This is a genomic window from Arthrobacter sp. LjRoot78 (genome assembly GCF_964254335.1).
Classification (GTDB): domain Bacteria; phylum Actinomycetota; class Actinomycetes; order Actinomycetales; family Micrococcaceae; genus Arthrobacter.
In genome coordinates this window covers 546,176-562,984 of the sequence record NZ_CAXUTG020000001.1, presented here as the reverse complement: position 1 = coordinate 562,984, position 16,809 = coordinate 546,176, and the positions used below count along the sequence as shown (strand labels likewise).

Genomic DNA, 16,809 nt, shown 5'->3' with positions numbered 1-16,809 from the left:
ACGGGCTGGAGAGCGGGCCGGCGCGTCCCACGGGACTTTCTACTCTAGCCAGTTCTCCCGGCGAGGAGTCCGATTGAACCATGACGGCCGGAACCGCTCCATCTACCCGCTGGCCCGCAATCCCGAAGGACGTCCATGGCCTGGCTGTCCGCCCGAACATGGTGGACTACGACGCCAGCCGCGCCGCTTTCTCCTGGGATGAGGCGCGTCATGAGCTGGCAGGGCTGCCGGATGGCGGCGTCAACATAGCCTACGAGGCTGTGGACCGCCACGCCGCGGGCGATCGGGCAGGCCATGAGGCCCTGCGTTTCATCCGCGCCGACGGTACGGCGCGCTCCCTCAGTTACGCGGAACTGGCCGAACAGACCGGACGGTTTGCCGGCGTCCTGCACGGGCTGGGAATCGGCCGCGGGGAACGGGTCTTTTCGCTCATGGGCCGCAGCCCGGAGTTGTACGTCGCGATATTGGGGACGCTCAAGAATGCCAGCGTTTTCTGCCCCCTGTTCTCCGCTTTCGGCCCGGAGCCCGTCCGCCAGCGCCTTCATCTGGGTGCCGGCCGCGCCCTGGTCACCACCCGGGCGCTGTACCGGCGGAAGGTTGCCCAGATCCGAGACCTGCTGCCTGAACTGGAGCACGTGCTGCTGATCGATGCCGAGGGCCTGCCGGACCCCGGAACGCTGGACCTGGCCGAACTCATGCGGGACGCGCAGCCGCTCGAGGCGGCATCCACCCTCGCCGAAGAAATGGCCCTGCTGCACTTCACCAGCGGGACCACCGGCACCCCCAAAGGGGCGATCCACGTGCATGACGCCGTCACCGCCCACCGCGCCACCGGATTCTTTGCGCTGGACCTGCACCCGGACGACGTCTACTGGTGCACGGCGGACCCCGGCTGGGTCACCGGCACCTCGTACGGGGTGATCGCTCCCCTCACCCACGGCGTGACCACCATTGTGGACGAAGAGGAGATGGACGCGGACCGGTGGTACCGGATCCTCGCCGAGCAGCACGTCACCGTCTGGTACACAGCCCCCACCGCCCTGCGCATGCTGATGAAGGCCGGTGCCGGCCACGCCGCCGGGCATGACCTGTCCGCCCTGCGGTTTGTGGCCAGCGTGGGCGAACCGCTCAACCCCGAAGTGGTGGTGTGGGGACAGGAAGCGTTCGGCCAGCCCGTCCACGACAACTGGTGGCAGACCGAAACCGGCGGCATCATGATCTCGAACTACCCCGCCATGGAGATCCGGCCCGGCTCCATGGGCCGTCCCCTGCCTGGCGTTGAGGCCGCGATTGTGGCGCGGGATCCGGACGGCAAGCCGGTGCTCCGGGACGGCGAGGCCGTGCTGGTCACCGAACCGGATGCGGTGGGCGAACTGGCGCTCCGGCCGGGCTGGCCGTCCATGTTCCGCGGCTACCTCCATGAAGACGAACGGTACCGGCGCTGCTTCGCCGGCGGCTGGTACCTCACCGGAGACCTGGCCAAGCAGGACGCGGACGGGTACTTCTGGTTCGTCGGCCGGGGCGACGACGTCATCAAGTCCTCCGGGCACCTGATCGGACCATTCGAGGTGGAGAGTTCGCTGATGGAGCACGAAGCGGTGGCCGAGGCCGGGGTGATCGGCGTCCCCGATCCCGTTGCCGGCGAAGTGGTCAAGGCCTTCGTGGAACTCCGCACCGGGTGGCAGCCCTCGGAGGCGCTCAAGCTGGACATCATCGGCTTTGCCCGCAAACGGCTGGGCCCGGCGGTTGCCCCCCGGCTGCTGGACTTCACTGACGCGCTGCCCAAGACCCGGAGCGGCAAGATCCTCCGGCGGCTCCTGAAAGCCCGCGAACTCGGCCTCCCCGAAGGTGACACGTCAACCATCGAGACCCCGCCCGGCAGCTACCCCGGAGCGCCGGCGTGAGCGGCACATCAGCGCGCGGATCCGGAAGCGCGGACTCCGACCATACACGCCACCTGCTCCATCAGATGCTGCGCGTGCGGCGGCTCGAGGAGCAGTGCGTGGAGCTCTACAGCGCGGCGAAAATCCGGGGGTTCCTGCACGTCTATATCGGAGAGGAAGCGGTCGCCGCGGGTGTGATGAGCACCCTGGCTCCGGACGACGCCGTGGTGGCAACATACCGGGAACACGGCCATGCGCTGCTGCGCGGTGTGTCCGCGGGAGCCATCCTGGCCGAGATGTACGGCTATGTGGAAGGCTGCTGCCGCGGCCGCGGCGGCTCCATGCACCTGTTCGACGCCGCCACCCGCTTCTACGGAGGCAACGCGATCGTGGCAGGCGGGCTGCCGCTGGCCGTGGGCCTGGCGCTCGCCGATAAAATGTCCGGACGCTCCCGGGTGACCGCCTGCTTTTTCGGCGAAGGCGCCGTAGCCGAAGGCGCATTCCACGAAAGCCTGAACCTCGCCGCGCTCTGGCAGCTGCCGGTCCTGTTCTGCTGCGAGAACAACCTGTACGCCATGGGCACCGCGCTGGGCCGCTCCGAATCGCAGACCGATATTGCCCTCAAGGCCGCCGCCTACGAGATCTCCTCGTGGTCCGCGGACGGGATGGATGTGCTCGCCGTCGAAGAGGCTGCGCGCCGTGCCGTGGACGCCGTCCGGGCCGGCGGCGGACCGCACTTCCTCGAGCTCCGGACCTACCGGTTCAGGGCCCACTCCATGTTCGATCCCGAACGGTACCGGGAAAAAACGGAGGTCTCCCGCTGGATGGAGCGCGATCCGATCAGCACGCTCCGGAACGCCCTGGAAACCGCCGGCCAGCTGACGGAGAAGGACTGGAAGAAGATCCAGCAGGACGTGGACGCGGAAGTGAAGGCCGCCGTGGAGTTTGCCGAAGCCGGCACGCTGGAACCGGTGGAGGAACTGACCCGGTTCGTGTACAGCGAGCGGAGCCCGCAATGAAGACCACCTACCGCGAAGCCATGCGGGCTGCCATCCGGGACGCCCTCCAGCGCGACGAACGGGTGTTCCTCATGGGCGAGGATGTTGGCGCGTACGGCGGATGCTTCGCGGTGAGCCTTGGCCTGTTCGAGGAGTTCGGCCCGGAGCGGATCCGGGACACTCCGCTGTCCGAATCCGGCTTTGTGGGCGCCGGCATCGGGGCGGCCCTGGGCGGGATGCGGCCCATTGTGGAGATCATGACCGTCAATTTCAGCCTCCTGGCGCTGGACCAGCTGGTGAACAACGCGGCCACCCTGCTGCACATGTCCGGCGGGCAGTTCAACGTGCCGCTGGTCATCCGGATGACCACGGGAGCCGGGCGCCAGCTGGGAGCCCAGCACTCACACAGCCTGGAGGGGTGGTACGCCCACATCCCGGGGCTGCGGATCCTCACCCCCGCAACCCTGGAGGATGCCCGGGGGATGCTGTGGACGGCACTGGAAGACCCGGATCCGGTGCTGATCTTCGAGCACGGAACCCTGTACAACGTGGCCGGGAACCTCGCTGACGGCGCCGGCCCGGTGGATATCAGCACGGCCGCCGTCCGCCGCCCCGGCAAGGACATTTCGCTCATCACCTACGGCGGAACGCTACCGGCAGTGCTCGACGCCGCAACCCAGTTGGCAGCCGAGGGTATCGACGCGGAGGTGCTGGATTTGCGCGTGCTGCGCCCGCTCGACGACGCCGCCGTCCTGGGGAGCGTGGCCCGGACCCACCGCGCAGTGGTGGTGGACGAAGGCTGGCGGAGCGGCAGCATCTCCGCAGAGCTGTCCGCCCGGATCACGGAGAACGCCTTCTTCGACCTGGACGCACCGGTGGGCCGCGTCTGCAGCGCCGAAGTGCCGTTGCCCTACGCCAAACACCTGGAACTGGCGGCACTGCCCACGGCGGAGCGCATCGTCGCCGCAGCCCGGGAAGCGGTAGGCGCCCGTGGGTGATTTCAGGATGCCGTCCCTTGGTGCGGACATGGAGCACGGCAAGATGGTGGAGTGGCTGATTAAACCCGGCGACTACGTGCACCGCGGAGATGTGGTGGCCGTGGTGGACACGGACAAGACCGTCATGGACGTCGAAACCTTCGAAGAGGGCGTCGTGGCCGAGCTCCTGGTGGATGTGGGCACCACTGTTCCCATCGGAACTCCCCTGGCCCGGATCACCCGGACCCCGGACGACGGCGCCGGCCAGGCAGGAGGGCAGCCGGCGGTCCCGCCGGCAAAGGCTGGTCCGGAAGCAGCCGCGGCGCAGGTTCCTCCCCCGGTCCGGCACCTGGCCCACCAGCTCGGCGTGGATCCGTCCGGGATCCGCGGGACAGGCAAGCACGGGGCGGTCACCCGCGCCGACGTGGAACGCGCGGCGGCCGCGCGGTCCGATCGGCCGGTTCCTGGGGCTGCGCCGGTTCCTGAGGCCGCGCCGGCACCCCACGGAACCCGGGTGCGGTCCTCGCCCCGGGCACGGCGCCTGGCGGACCAGCTCGGCGTCGACATCGGCACGGTGCCGGGGACGGGCCCGGACGGCGCCGTCACCGAGGCTGACATCCAGCGTGCCGTGCAGGGAGCCGGGGCCTCGGCTCCCGCGGAGGCCCGGGCAGCGGAAGAAGAACCGGAAGCGGAAGCGGAAGCGGCACCGGCAGCGGAAGAAGCGCCGTCGCCGGACGCGCAGGACCGCTTGTCCAGCCTCCGACGGTCCATCGGCTCGCTCATGACGCGGTCCAAGCAGACCATCCCGCACTACTACGTCAGCACCACGCTGGATCTTCGTGCCGCCATCGGATGGATGCAGAAGGTCAACGAACAGCGGCCGGTGGCCTCGCGGCTGGTTCCCTCGGCCCTGCTGTTGAAGGCCACAGCAGTGGCCGCCCGGGAGATTCCGGAAGTCAACGGCTTCTTCACCGACGGGGTGTTCCGGCCGAGCAGCACCGTGCACCTCGGCGTTGCCGTGGCCCTGCGGCACGGCGGCCTGGTGGCGCCTGCCATCCACGATGCCGACACCCTGGCCGTGGACGTGCTGATGCAGAAGCTGCGGGACCTGGTGGGCCGGGCGCGGGCGGGGCGCCTGCAGCGCGCGGAAATGGCCGACCCCACCATTACGGTCACTAATCTGGGCGACTTGGGGGTGGAGGCTGTGTACGGCGTCATCTACCCGCCGCAGGTGGCCATGGTGGGCCTGGGCAAAGTCGTGGAGCAGCCCTGGGCGCAGGACGGCATGCTCGGTGTGCGGCCCGCCGTCACTGCCACATTGTCAGCCGACCACCGGGTGAGCGACGGACTCCGGGGGGCCCGCTTCCTGGCCCGGATCGACGAACTGCTGCAAAAACCGGAGGAGCTATGAATGAGCAGGACGCACGGCAGGCCGTGCACGCGGCCATCAACCAGGTAGCCCCGGACGTGGACCTTGACGCTCTCGACGAAGGGTCCCGGCTGCGGCAGGACCTCGAGCTGGATTCGCTGGATTTCCTGAGGCTGGTGGAGACCATCGATGAGGCCACGGGCGTCGACATCCCTGAACGCGACTACGCCTCCGTGGCCACGGTGAGGGGCCTGATCGACTACGTCGCCTCACGCGGCTGAGCGCGGCTGGGCTCGGCGGGCAAAGTCGGGTGCATGCTCCGGCCTGGGTCCGAAGGCGATGAGCCGCGGCATGAGCCTTGTCAGCGCCGGAACGTGCCTGGCAAGAAAAAACACCACTGCCGGAACCCCGGACCTCCTCCCGGCGAACAGGGGCACGAAAACCGCCCGGTGCATGATGCGCTGAACGGTCTGGAGAAGAACGGTGGGCATCCGGCGCCGCCGTTCCACCGCAGCCAGATCATGCAGCGTCACCTGGCCCTGGAGCAGGCCCGGTGCCAGCCTCGCGGCTGCGGCCACCGCATCCTGGATGGCCAGGTTGATGCCCACCCCGCCTGCCGGGGACATGGCGTGGGCGGCGTCGCCGATGCATAACAGCCCGTCCACGTACCAGCACCGCAGCCGGTCCAGCCGCACATCCAGGAAGTGAAGGTCCTCCAGCGAACGGATGGCGTCCACACGGTCGGCCAGGTCCGGCCGCAGGGCGGCGACGCGTTCCCTGAACCGTTCAACTCCCTCGGCACGGATCCGGGCATCCGTTCCTTTGGGGCCGAGGTATCCCATCTGGTAGTAGTCGTCGCGGAACAGCGCAATCATGGCCTCGCGGCCTCGGAACGCCGGGACAATGCCCGCCACGGCGCCTTTTTCCGACGCGTGGCGCGGGAGCTTGAACCACCAGGTGTCGAAGGGAACGGGGTACTCCTTCGACTGCAGGCCGGCGGACCGGCGCAGCACGGAATGGCGCCCGTCCGTGGCCACCACGAGGTCCGCGTGGATCGCCCCTTCGGTACTTGCCTCGTCGTTGCCCGCAGGTGTCCGGTAGCGGACGCCGGTGACGCGGCCGTCGTCGAACATTAACGATGTGGCTTCATGCCTCATCAGGAGCCGGAATGTGGGTTCGCGCGCGGCCTCGGTGGCCAGGAAATTCAGGAAGTCCCACTGCGGCATCATGGCGATGTAATTGTAGGGCGGCTTCAAGGAGGCGAAATCGCCGAGCGTCAGCATCCCGCCGTTGGGGAGGGGGAAGGCGGCGGCGTTCAACCTGCTCTGCGGAAGCTTCCGGAACTCGTCGCCGAGTCCCAGTTCGTCGATGAGCCTGATGGTGGAGGCGTGCACGGTGTCGCCTCGGAAATCGCGCAGGAAATCGCCGTGCTTTTCGAGCACAGTGACCTCCACCCCGGCCCGGGCCAGCAACAAGCCCAGCATCATCCCCGCCGGCCCTCCGCCGGCAACAACGCACCCCGTTTGCTCCATGCACCCACGCTACGCCGGACACACAAAGGCCGCACGCGCAATTGCTGCGCGTGCGGCCCGGGTATCCTGCCTGAACCAGATCAGAGGCGGGTATCGAAGGAATCGCAGAACACGTTCTCGTTGAACGTTCCCTGGAATTCCGAACTGCCCATGATCTTTTGGATGGTCGCCCGAATGGCCTCGGGCGACCCTGCGTGGGCGTGGATGGCGGTCTTCACCATCGGCACGTCAATCAGGTGGTTGGGCTGGTTGAGCGAGACGAACACGGTGGGGACCTCGGTGACGTACCACGGGATCTCCGCGGCCATCGGGGTGGACCACTTGATCCGGATGGCTGCCTCTTGGGCAAAGCCCTTCACATTGGCGAACACGAAGGCGGCGTCGTACTTGTCCGCGTAGTCGCCGGTGGCTTCCTCGGAGATGACCGACATGAAGTTCACACCGGTCTCCCCTGCCGCCTCACGCTGGTCCGCCGTCTTGAACAGGTGCACCTCGAACCCGGCGTTTTCCAGCTCCGCCTTGACGGTGTCCAGGTAGGCCAGCGGGTCGGCGCGGGTGAAGTCCGAACCGCCGGAGATGCCGTACAGGCGGATGCGTTTGTGCGTCGCCGGCGTGATGGGCAGGTTGTTGGCGGTGTCCTTGACCAGGGTGACGGTTTTGTCCGCGATTTCGGCGGCGATGGCCCAGTGGGCGTCACTGCCGATCACGGCGAGTGCTTCCACCGGCGGCACCAGCTCGTTGCGCGCCTTCTGGTGCAGCCCCAGCGAGGCCTTGAGGGCCAGGATCCGGCGCAGCGCGTCATGCAGGCGCTGCTCGGTGATGACGCCGGACTTGTAGCCGTCCAGCATGTACTGGAAATCTTCCGCGGGATTGCGGAAGAACAGGAACATGTCGCAGCCCGCCGCGATGGTGGCCGGCACCAGGTCCCTGCGCTTCATGGCCTGGGTCAGGCCGATCATCTGCGAGGCGTCCGTGAGGATAAGCCCGTTGAAGCCGAGTTCGCCGCGGAGCAGGTCCTGGAGCAGTTCCGGCGCCAGCGTGGCCGGCCGGATGTCCTTGTCCGCCAGGCCGGGACGGAAATGCCGGGAAAGTTCCGGCGCCCCGATGTGCCCGATCATGATGGACTGCACGCCGTGCCCGATCATTTCCCGGTAGACGTGCCCGTAGCTCCGGTTCCACTCCTCATAGCCAAGGGTGTTGTACGAGGTGACCACGTGCTGGTCGCGTTCGTCCATGCCGTCGCCCGGGAAGTGCTTCATGGCGCAGGCGGTGGGTGACTCGCTGATGCCGTCGAAGTACTCCTTGGCGCGCTCCACCACGATCTCCGGCGTGTTGCCGAAGGCCCGGGTGGAGATGACCGTGTTCCGCCAGTTGTAGTGGATGTCCACGATCGGCGCGAAGGCCCAGTTGCAGCCCAGCGCGGCGGTTTCGACGCCGGCCACCTGGCCCATCTGCCGGGCGATGGCCTTGTCCGGGTGCGAGCCGGCCTGTAGGTGCGTCGACACGAACGTTCCGTCGTCGCAGCTTCCGGCTCCGCCCATTTCCGGGTTGGAGGCCACCAGCAGCGGGATGCGGGTCTTGGACTGCGCGTAGCGGATGTGCTCCTGCACCGCGGCGGAGGGGCCGGGTCGGTAGCGCATGCCGCCCACGTGGTAGTTCTCCAGCACGCCGTCGAGGTATTCCGGGGAGTAGTCGTTGTTGTGGTTGATGAACAGCTGCCCGATCTTTTCCTCGAGGCTCATCGACTCCAGTGTGCTGTTCACCCACTGGACCGCTGCGTCGTCGAGGTTGAACGGCGCGGCTTGGAGGTCGACGTCGAACTGGCGCGGCTGGGTGCCTGCGGCACCGGGAGCTGCACCGGCAGGAGCGGTGCCGACGGCGGCAGCCGTGGAACGCACGGCGGCGGCGATCCCGGCCAGTGCTTCGGCCACCACCCGGTCTACGGGGGCGGCGATGTCCACCACGATGCCGGCTTCGTCGGCGACGAGCCGTTCCAGCGTAGCGAGCTGGGAATCGAGCAGGGCGGGCGGCATGAAGTGCCCGGAGCGGCCTTCAGTCCGTGCCCTCAGCACCTCTTTGCTGCCGTGCAGGTGCAGGAACACGGTGTCCGGCGCCTGTTCCCGGATGGCGTCACGGTAGCTGCGCTTGAGCGCCGAGCATGCCAGCACCAGGCCTCCGTTCCCGGCGGCTGCGAGTTCGGAACCGACGGTGGCCAGCCAGGGCCAGCGGTCCTCGTCCGTCAGCGGCGTGCCGGCGGCCATCTTGGCGACGTTCTCCACGGGGTGGAGCGAATCGCCGTCGAGGAAGGGCACGCCCAGTTCGCGGGCCACCAGGTCGCCGATGGTCGTCTTACCGCAGCCGGAGACGCCCATGACGATGATGCGGTGCTTCTTCACAGGACGGGCCTCACCAGTCATGGACGGTGCCGTCAACGAGACGGTTATAGGGCAGGTAGGCCTGCTGGTACGGGAACGCGGCTGCTGCTTCCTCGTTGAATTCGACGCCGATGCCCGGCTTGTCGCCCGGGTGCAGGTAGCCGTCCTTGAAGGTCATGGACTGCTCGAAGACCTCGTTGGTCTTGTCCGAGTGCTGCATGTATTCCTGGATGCCGTAGTTGTGGATCGCCAGGCCCACGTGCAGCTGCGCGGCGAAACCGACCGGGGAGATGTCGGTGGGGCCGTGGAAGCCGGACTTGATCTGGTACTGCGCGGCAAAGTCCATGACCTTCTTCAGCGGGGAGATCCCGCCGAAGTGCGTGGAGGCTGCCCGGACGTAGTCGATCAGCTGTTCCTTGATGATGGTCTGGTAGTCGTACACGGTGTTGAAGATTTCACCGATGGCCAGCGGGGTGGTGGTGTGCTGGCGGACCAGGCGCAGGGCTTCCTGGTTCTCAGCCGGGGTGCAGTCCTCGAGCCAGAACAGGTCATACGGTTCCAGAGCCTTGCCCAGCTTGGCGGCCTGGATCGGGGTCATGCGGTGGTGGCCGTCGTGCAGCAGCGGCAGTTCCGGGCCGAACTCGTTCCGGACGGCTTCGAAAACGGTGGGCAGGTGGCGCAGGTACGCCCGGGTGTCCCAGTCTTCCTCCACCGGGAACGCGCCGCGGCCGGCGGGCTCGTAGTCGTAGCGCTCGCCTGAGGCCTGGGCCTGGGCAGCGACGCCGTAGACGGCCTTGATGCCGGGGACGGCGGTCTGGATGCGGACGGATTTGTAACCGAGTTCCAGGTGCTCGCGGACGGAGTCGAACAGGGAGGGGATGTCCGCGCCGGAGGCGTGGCCGTAGGCGCGCAGGCCGTTGCGGGAGGCACCGCCGAGGAGCTGGTACACCGGCATGCCGGCCACCTTGCCCTTGATGTCCCAGAGCGCCATGTCCACGGCGGCGATAGCAGCCATGGTCACCGGGCCGCGGCGCCAGTAGGAGCTGCGGTACAGGAACTGCCAGGTGTCCTCGATCCGGTGCGGGTCCTTGCCGATCAGCAGCTGCGCGACGTGTTCCTTGAGGTAGGCGGCGACGGCGAGTTCGCGGCCGTTCAGGGTGGCGTCACCGATGCCGGTCACGCCGTCCTCCGTGGTGATCCGGAGGGTCACGAAGTTACGGGACGGGCTTGTCACGAAGACTTCCGCGGCAATGATTTTCACAGCTGTTCCTTTCGAGCGGGGCTGGGTCGAGGGTAGGTCGGGGCTTAGTTGGAAGTGGTGAGAGGCTTGGCGGCGTCTGCGCGTTCTTCGCTGGTGCGGCGTGCCTGGATTTCGGTGAGGATCTCGGCGTGCATGGCGTCGGTCAGTTTGTACTTGGACATGACCAGGACGGCGAGGATGGTCAGCACTGCCGGGATGGCGCCGGCTGCCAGCTGGATTCCGAAGAGGGCGTCGGCAGTCTGTGCACCGCCGGACTTGTAGCCGCCCAGTGCCAGTGCGTAGGCGGCGAGGGCGCCGCCTACGGCCTGGCCGGTCTTGCGGGTGAACGAGAACAGTGCGTAGGTGATGCCCTCGGTGCGGACACCGGTCTTCCATTCGCCGTATTCCACCGTGTCTGCTTCCAGTGCCCACACCACGATGTTGACCGCGAGGACGCCCACCAGGCTGATCACGAGGCCGGAGAAGCCGATCCAGACCTGGCTGGCAGGGGTGAAGAAGATGATGGTGCCGCCGATGACGGTGAGCACGGACGAGTAGATGTAGACGCGCTTCTTCCCGATGGTGCGGACCAGCCTGGGCATGAACCCGGCCAGTACGAAGGTGGCGGCCAGCTGAATGATGGACAGCACCGGGTACAGGCCCAGGTTGCCGAGGACGTCGCGCAGGTAGTACAGCTGCACCGAGGTCAGTGCCAGGTAGCCGGAGAGGAAGAAGAACGAGCTGATGCACAGCATCAGGAGGGGCTTGTTGCCCTTCAGGGTTTCCATGCTCTGCTTGACCGAGACGTTCGGGACGGCGCGGTGGACGCGTTCCTTGGCGGTCATGACGGTGAAGAAGTACAAGGCCGCGCCGATGACAACGAACACCAGGGTGATGGTGGTGAAGGTTGACTGCAGGTCAGCGCCCGGCTTGATCAGCGGTGCCACGAAGATGCCGAGGGCCGAACCGACCAGCAGGCCGCCCACCATGCGGGCGGAGCCGAGCTTGGCGCGCTCCCCCGGGTCCTGGGTCATGGCGCCGGCCAGGGAGCCGTAGGGGATGTTGACCAGGCTGTAGGCCAGGCCGAGTGCCGCGTAGGTAACGTAGGCGTAGAGCAGGGTGCCGGATTCGCCCAGCTGCGGGACGGAGAACGTTGCCACGCTCAGGAGCAGCAGCGGGATGGAGCCGAACATGATGAACGGACGGAACTTCCCGAAGCGCCTGCTGAAGGTGCGGTCCACCATGCGTCCGGCGAAAACATCGGCGAACGCATCAAAGATCCTGACCACCAGCAGCAGGGTGCCTGCCGCGGCGGCCGAGATGCCTGCAACGTCCGTGTAGTAGACCAGGAGGAACATGGTGGCCGTGGTGAAGGCGAGGTTGTTGGCGGCATCGCCGGCGCCGTAGCCGAGGATGCTGAGCTTGCCGAGTTTTTTCATAATTGGGCACCTTTACCCGGTGCCGGCTCCGCGGAGCCGGCGAAAAAATGGTCAAAACGCTAGGGGGTGGTGACGCTGCTGTTCGGGGTGGCGTTCTTGGTGGCTGCCAGCGCGGTCCAGCGCTGGCGGAGGGCGTACGCGGCGGGCTTGGGCCGGCGCTCGCGGGTGAAGACGCCCTTCTTGTTGCCGTCCACGCGCATGATGCCGTTTGACGTCTGGAAGTCCGCGAAGTTCCAGACCTGCTCGCCCACCATGGCGTCCACCCGGTCGAACACCCGGTGGTACATGGCCAGGAAGGCGGCCTGGTATTCCTCGCTCCAGGGCTGCTCATAAATGGAGTGGAAGCCGGGCATGGTGTCCGGCCCGTACTCGGTCATGATCATGGGCTTGCCGTACTTGGCTTCCCATTCGCGCAGTTCCTTCTCCAGGACCTGCTCCGCTGATTCCAGGTCCCCGTTGTTCAGGTACCAGCCGTAGTAGCGGTTGAGCATGATGACGTCGAAGAGGTCCCCGAGCAGTTCCTTGTCCGGGGTGTCGAACATGACGTTGACGTAGCCCACGGGCCGGGTGGGGTCCAGTTCGCGGGTGAGTTCCGCCAGGGGCTGGAAGTACTCGCGTGCCCCTTCCTCGGACCCGTTGGGTTCATTGGCTATGGACCAGATGACCACGGACGGGTGGTTCTTGTCCCGGGCCACGAGCTCGGTGATCGCCTGCCGGTGGTTGGCCGCCGTATTGGCGTCCACACCGCCGTCCTCGTAGGTCTTCTTGGCGATGCCGCCAAACACTGCGCCAAAGCCCAGGTGGAGGCCCACGGCCGCGGTCTCGTCGATCACCACGATCCCGTGGCGGTCGGCAAACTCCATGACTTCCTCGGCGTAGGGGTAGTGCGAGGTACGGAACGAGTTGGCGCCCACCCAGTCCAGGAGCTGGAAGTCGTTGACCATCTGGGCGTTGCTGTGTCCCTTGCCGACGGTGACGTGGTCCTCGTGCATGCCGAAGCCGGTGAAGTAGAACGGCTCCCCGTTGATGAGGAATTCCTTGCCGCGGACTTCGACGGTGCGGACGCCGACGGGCAGCGTGTAGCTGTCCAGCAGCCGGCCGCCCTCGCGGATTTCGGCGGTCAGGCTATAGAGGTACGCGGCGCCGGGCTGCCAGAGCACGACGTCGTTGATCACCAGTGCGCCGCTGGCGCCGTCCGCGCTGGCAACTTCGACGCCGTCGGCGTCCTTGAGCGAAACGGTCACCGTTGTACTATCCGTCCCACCGGCGGTGGCGTCCGCCGTCGCGATCGTGTAGTCCACCGTGCCGGTGGGGCCGTCGAAGCCGGTAACCACCGTGATGTCGTCCACGGTGACCGCCGGAGTGCTGTACAGCCAGAGGCTGCGGTGCAGGCCGGCGTAGTTGTAGAAGTCGTGGAGGTAGCTCTGCTGGCGCCGGCCGTCTTCCGTGACGGTGATGCTGCCCGGCGGAATGGTGGCCTGGGTGAGCTCGTTGTTGACGGCGACGGTGAGCCGGAACGTCTTGCCCGCAGTGACGTGGTCCGTGATGTCCGCGCTGAAGGGCATGTAGCCGCCGGTGTGCTGGGCCACGAGGACCTCATCGACCCACACCATGCCCTCGTGGGTGGCCGAGTCGAGGCGGAGGTGGATGCGCTCACCTGCCCAGCCGCGCGGGACGCGGACTTCGCGCTGGTACCAGACGTAGCCAACGTGGTCGCGGATTGCTTTGTCCGGGAAGACGTCGTTGTAGCTGGCGGGGACGCCCATCTCCAGCCCGGTGTCCAGGGACGCCTTGAACCATTCCTCGCGGTGGCCGGCGCGGTCAAAGTCCACCTTGAACGCGTAGAGGCCGTCGAGGTTGACCAGTTCGCGCGTTTCGCTGGCTTGGGGCTTCAGCATCTGGGGGTCCTATCGCGTCTTTGCGGTCTGTGCCGGGGGAGAATTCTGGCGAGTACGGCGGTGCGCCGGTTTTTGCTCGTGTTGTAATCCTAATCACTTGGCAATCAAATGGCAAGCGGTTGCCATTTAATTTTGTTGAAAGTTCATTAAACACCGCTGCCCGGGTCCCGGTGATCCGGGAGCCGGGCAGCAGCGCGTGCGGAGGACGCTAGCGGGAGACAGCCAGCTCCCCGAACGTTCCGCACAGGTCTTCGATCAGGTCCACGACGGCGCCGTCCCCTGCCAGGACCGGGTCCACGATGTTGAGCAGGGCGCGGATCCGTTCGGTGCCGCCGAGCAGGTTGGCTGCAGCCACGGCCCCGGCCAGCGGATCCTGGAACGCGGCGGCGGCAGCGCTGTAGTCCATCCAGGCGACAATCATGAGTGCGGCCGCCGCCCCGCTCCTGCCCGCGGCACGCTCGGCCTGCAGCACCGGAACGGCGCGCATCCGCAGCTTGGTACTGCCGTCCATGGCGATCTGCGCGAGGTGGTGCTCGATCCTGGCGTTGCTGAAGCGTGCCAGCAGGGCGGCACGGTACTCCGGGATCTGCAGCCCGGCGGCGTTTCCGCCCGGCCCGGACAGGTTCGCTTCGGCTTCGTCCCAGAACTTTTCCACGGCCTGGAGGCACAGCGGATCCGCCAGGGCCTGCGCCACGGTGGTGTGGCCGCGGAGTTGGCCCGCGTACGCCAGCAGCGAGTGGGCGCCGTTCAGGAGCCACAGTTTACGGTTCTCGTACGGCTCGATGTCGGCCACGAACACCGCGCCGGCGTCTTCCCAGCGAGGGCGGCCGGCGGGGAATTCCCCGCTGAGCACCCAGTTGGCGAAGGGCTCGGCAACGACGGGCGAAGTGTCCCGATAGCCACACGCGGCTTGGACAGCGGCGACGTCCGCGTCAGTGATGCGCGGCGTAATGCGGTCCACCGAGGTGCTGACGAAGCTGATGTTGGCATCGATCCAGTCAGCGAGGCCCGCGTCCCACGCGCCGGCCATGCCCACCACGGCGTTGTGCGCCACGGTGCCGTTGTTGGAGAGGTTGTCGCAGCAGACCACGGCGAGCGGTCCCGCTCCGGCAGCCCGGCGGGCGGCGAGGGCCAGCACCAGCCGGCCCAACGGCGTCGTCGGGAATCCATTGCCGGCCAGCAGCGAAAGGTCGGCGACGACGTCGGGCGCCTTGGCGTCGAGGTGCCCGTCGGCGCCGAGGCGGTAGGCCGCTTCGGTGATGGTCAGGGTGACGAGGGCGGTGGCGGGAGCCGCTATCAGCTCCGCCAGGCGCTGCACGTTGGCGCCGTCCACGGCCTCCACGATGCTGCTGACCACGGCGAAGGTGTCGCCGCCGTCGGCGCGTTCCACCACGGTGTACAGCCCGTCCTGTTCGGCCAGCGCCAGCGCTGCGTCAGGCCGGCGGCCGGTGAAGGCGGCGATGCCCCAGTCTGCGGCGTCCCCCGCCTGGTGGGTGTACCAGGCCTGGTGCGAGCGGTGGAAGGCGCCCAGCCCCAGGTGGACGATGCGCACTGGCGCCTTGGCGGACGGGCGCAGCCGGCGGTTCAGCCGGGGAAGGTCCGTAGCGGGCCCTGCTTCCTCGGCAGCATTAGGTTGCAGTTCGGTGCTCACAGTTTGAAGACCCTTCGGGGCGAGCCGTCGACGAGGTCGACGATCAGTTCATGGGCGCGGTCCTCGCTGACGCGGTGCTCGGCCACGAGCCGGGCCAGGAAGGAGGCCTCGATCCGGCGGGACGCATCGTGCCGTGCCGGGATGGAGCAGAAGGCGCGGGTGTCGTCGATGAAGCCGGACGAGCGGGAGAACCCGGCAGTCTCGGTGACGGCCGAGCGGAAGCGCAGCATGGCGTCCGGTGCATCCAGGAACCACCACGGGGCGCCGAGGTAAACGGACGGGTAGAAGCCCGCCAGCGGCGCGAGTTCGCGGGAAAACACGGTCTCGTCCAGGGTGAAGAGCACCAGGTGGAAGTCCTTGGCCGTGCCGAAGTCCTGCAGCAGCGGGCGGATCGCCTCGGTGTAGTTGACGGCGAACGGGATGTCGTGGCCGGTGTCGGCGCCATAAGCATTGAACGTGGGTTCGTGGTGGTTGCGGTAAGACCCCGGATGGATGGTCATGACCAGGCCGTCTTCCACGGACATCCGCGCCATCTGGTACATCATGTGCGCTTCAAAGTCTTCGCGGTCCTGCGCCGTGGCCTGGCCGGAACGGGCGCGGTCAAACAGCTTTGCCGCGTCACCGGCGTCGAGCTTCAGCGTTGCGGGCGTGCGGACGCCGTGGTCCGCGGAAACGGCGCCGTGCTCCACGAAATAACAACGCCGGTTTTCCAGCGCGGTGATGTAGCCGGCGTAACCGGTGGCGCCGTCGCCCGCTGCCGCGATGAGGCGGTCAACGTTGGCGGACCATGCGGGATGCGCGATGTTCAGGTACTGGTCAGGGCGGAACGTGGGCAGGACGCGGCCGTGGAACGTGGGGTCCTGGGCGATTGCTTTGTGGCTGGCCAGGCTGTCCAGGGGATCGTCCGTGGTGGCCAGCACCTCGATGTTGAAGTCCTTGAAGAGCTGGCGGGGCCGAAAGCCGGGCTCCAGCAGCTTGGCCGAAATGGCATCGTAGCTGGCATCGGCAGTTTCGGCGCTGATCTCCTGCTGGAGGCCGAACACGCTGTCGAACTGGGTGCGGAGCCAGTAGCCGGAGGCGGTGCCCTCGAACAGCGGCCAGGCCTGGCAGAACTCGCGCCAGACGGTGCGGGAGTCCGGCTCCGCGGTGTTCGAGCCGCGCAGCCGGTCCAGCGGGACCCCGCTGGCGTGGATCAGCCGGGTGACGTAATGGTCCGGGCTGACCAGCAGCGCTGCCGGGTCCGGGAAGGGGGTGTTGTGCTCGATGACTGCGGCGTCAACGTGCCCGTGCGGGGAAAGGATGGGCAGGTCCTGGACGCGCTGCAGGAGGTCGCGCGCAATGCTGCGCGTTCCGGGATCCGCGGGCAGGAGCCGGTCTGGGTTGGCTGCAATCGACTGTGACATAGCTCAATGGTCCGGCCTGTTCCAGCCTTTTGTCAACCGGTTGC

General features: G+C 67.4%; 12 protein-coding genes. 5 read left to right on the top strand and 7 right to left on the bottom strand.

The genetic code is table 11. From position 1 onward, the window contains the following. Positions 1 to 80 precede the first annotated feature (80 nt). The 5 genes from acsA to ACSQ1X_RS02705 are packed head-to-tail and all read left to right on the top strand — an operon-like array spanning position 81 to position 5,508. The gene (gene acsA, locus ACSQ1X_RS02725) at positions 81 to 1,904 is read left to right on the top strand and encodes an acetate--CoA ligase (protein WP_436056566.1); all 1,824 of its coding nucleotides are present in this window, start codon (positions 81 to 83) and stop codon (positions 1,902 to 1,904) included. Then, the gene (gene pdhA / locus ACSQ1X_RS02720) at positions 1,901 to 2,902 is read left to right on the top strand and encodes a pyruvate dehydrogenase (acetyl-transferring) E1 component subunit alpha (RefSeq protein WP_436056565.1); all 1,002 of its coding nucleotides are present in this window, start codon (positions 1,901 to 1,903) and stop codon (positions 2,900 to 2,902) included. Before acsA ends, pdhA begins: the two co-directional genes overlap by 4 nt. Beyond that, positions 2,899 to 3,879, top strand: coding sequence for an alpha-ketoacid dehydrogenase subunit beta (locus ACSQ1X_RS02715; protein WP_436056564.1), 981 nt, complete (start codon positions 2,899 to 2,901; stop codon positions 3,877 to 3,879). Before pdhA ends, ACSQ1X_RS02715 begins: the two co-directional genes overlap by 4 nt. Next, positions 3,872 to 5,269 (top strand): 2-oxo acid dehydrogenase subunit E2, encoded by a 1,398-nt coding sequence (locus tag ACSQ1X_RS02710; protein WP_436056563.1) that lies wholly within the window; start codon positions 3,872 to 3,874, stop codon positions 5,267 to 5,269. Before ACSQ1X_RS02715 ends, ACSQ1X_RS02710 begins: the two co-directional genes overlap by 8 nt. Further along, entirely contained in the window at positions 5,266 to 5,508 is a 243-nt protein-coding gene (locus ACSQ1X_RS02705; protein WP_436056562.1) for an acyl carrier protein, read from the top strand. The genes ACSQ1X_RS02710 and ACSQ1X_RS02705 overlap by 4 nt, the downstream gene beginning before the upstream one ends. On the opposite strand, the gene ACSQ1X_RS02700 is transcribed toward ACSQ1X_RS02705, so the two are convergent. From ACSQ1X_RS02700 to uxaC, 7 genes are all read right to left on the bottom strand, one after another. Beyond that, on the bottom strand, positions 5,497 to 6,759 hold the full coding sequence (locus tag ACSQ1X_RS02700; RefSeq protein WP_436056561.1) for an FAD-dependent oxidoreductase: 1,263 nt from the start codon (positions 6,757 to 6,759) through the stop codon (positions 5,497 to 5,499). The genes ACSQ1X_RS02705 and ACSQ1X_RS02700 overlap by 12 nt on opposite strands. 80 nt (positions 6,760 to 6,839) lie before the next feature. Further along, complete coding sequence (locus ACSQ1X_RS02695; protein ID WP_436056560.1) at positions 6,840 to 9,155, bottom strand: gluconokinase, GntK/IdnK-type; 2,316 nt, start codon at positions 9,153 to 9,155, stop codon at positions 6,840 to 6,842. A gap of 10 nt (positions 9,156 to 9,165) precedes the next feature. Further along, complete coding sequence (manD, locus tag ACSQ1X_RS02690; protein WP_055801126.1) at positions 9,166 to 10,395, bottom strand: D-mannonate dehydratase ManD; 1,230 nt, start codon at positions 10,393 to 10,395, stop codon at positions 9,166 to 9,168. A 44-nt stretch (positions 10,396 to 10,439) separates the two neighbouring features. Then, positions 10,440 to 11,813 carry a glucuronide transporter gene (uidB, locus tag ACSQ1X_RS02685; RefSeq protein WP_436056559.1) on the bottom strand — a complete coding sequence of 458 codons (1,374 nt, stop codon included), beginning with the start codon at positions 11,811 to 11,813 and terminating at the stop codon, positions 10,440 to 10,442. Positions 11,814 to 11,872: 59 nt separating this feature from the next. Further along, positions 11,873 to 13,711 carry a beta-glucuronidase gene (gene uidA / locus ACSQ1X_RS02680; protein WP_436056558.1) on the bottom strand — a complete coding sequence of 613 codons (1,839 nt, stop codon included), beginning with the start codon at positions 13,709 to 13,711 and terminating at the stop codon, positions 11,873 to 11,875. 208 nt (positions 13,712 to 13,919) lie between these two features. Continuing rightward, the gene (locus ACSQ1X_RS02675; protein ID WP_436056557.1) at positions 13,920 to 15,362 is read right to left on the bottom strand and encodes a mannitol dehydrogenase family protein; all 1,443 of its coding nucleotides are present in this window, start codon (positions 15,360 to 15,362) and stop codon (positions 13,920 to 13,922) included. Continuing rightward, on the bottom strand, positions 15,359 to 16,765 hold the full coding sequence (gene uxaC / locus ACSQ1X_RS02670) for a glucuronate isomerase (protein WP_436056556.1): 1,407 nt from the start codon (positions 16,763 to 16,765) through the stop codon (positions 15,359 to 15,361). Before uxaC ends, ACSQ1X_RS02675 begins: the two co-directional genes overlap by 4 nt. Positions 16,766 to 16,809 lie beyond the last annotated feature (44 nt).

Bases quoted from the DNA above. Each gene is read 5' to 3' on its own strand.
- ACSQ1X_RS02705 (WP_436056562.1), top strand. From the start codon at position 5,266: ATGAATGAGCAGGACGCACGGCAGGCCGTGCACGCGGCCATCAACCAG.
- uidB (WP_436056559.1), bottom strand. From the start codon at position 11,813: ATGAAAAAACTCGGCAAGCTCAGCATCCTCGGCTACGGCGCCGGCGAT.
- uidA (WP_436056558.1), bottom strand. From the start codon at position 13,711: ATGCTGAAGCCCCAAGCCAGCGAAACGCGCGAACTGGTCAACCTCGAC.
- acsA (WP_436056566.1), top strand. From the start codon at position 81: ATGACGGCCGGAACCGCTCCATCTACCCGCTGGCCCGCAATCCCGAAG.
- ACSQ1X_RS02715 (WP_436056564.1), top strand. From the start codon at position 2,899: ATGAAGACCACCTACCGCGAAGCCATGCGGGCTGCCATCCGGGACGCC.
- ACSQ1X_RS02700 (WP_436056561.1), bottom strand. From the start codon at position 6,759: ATGGAGCAAACGGGGTGCGTTGTTGCCGGCGGAGGGCCGGCGGGGATG.
- uxaC (WP_436056556.1), bottom strand. From the start codon at position 16,765: ATGTCACAGTCGATTGCAGCCAACCCAGACCGGCTCCTGCCCGCGGAT.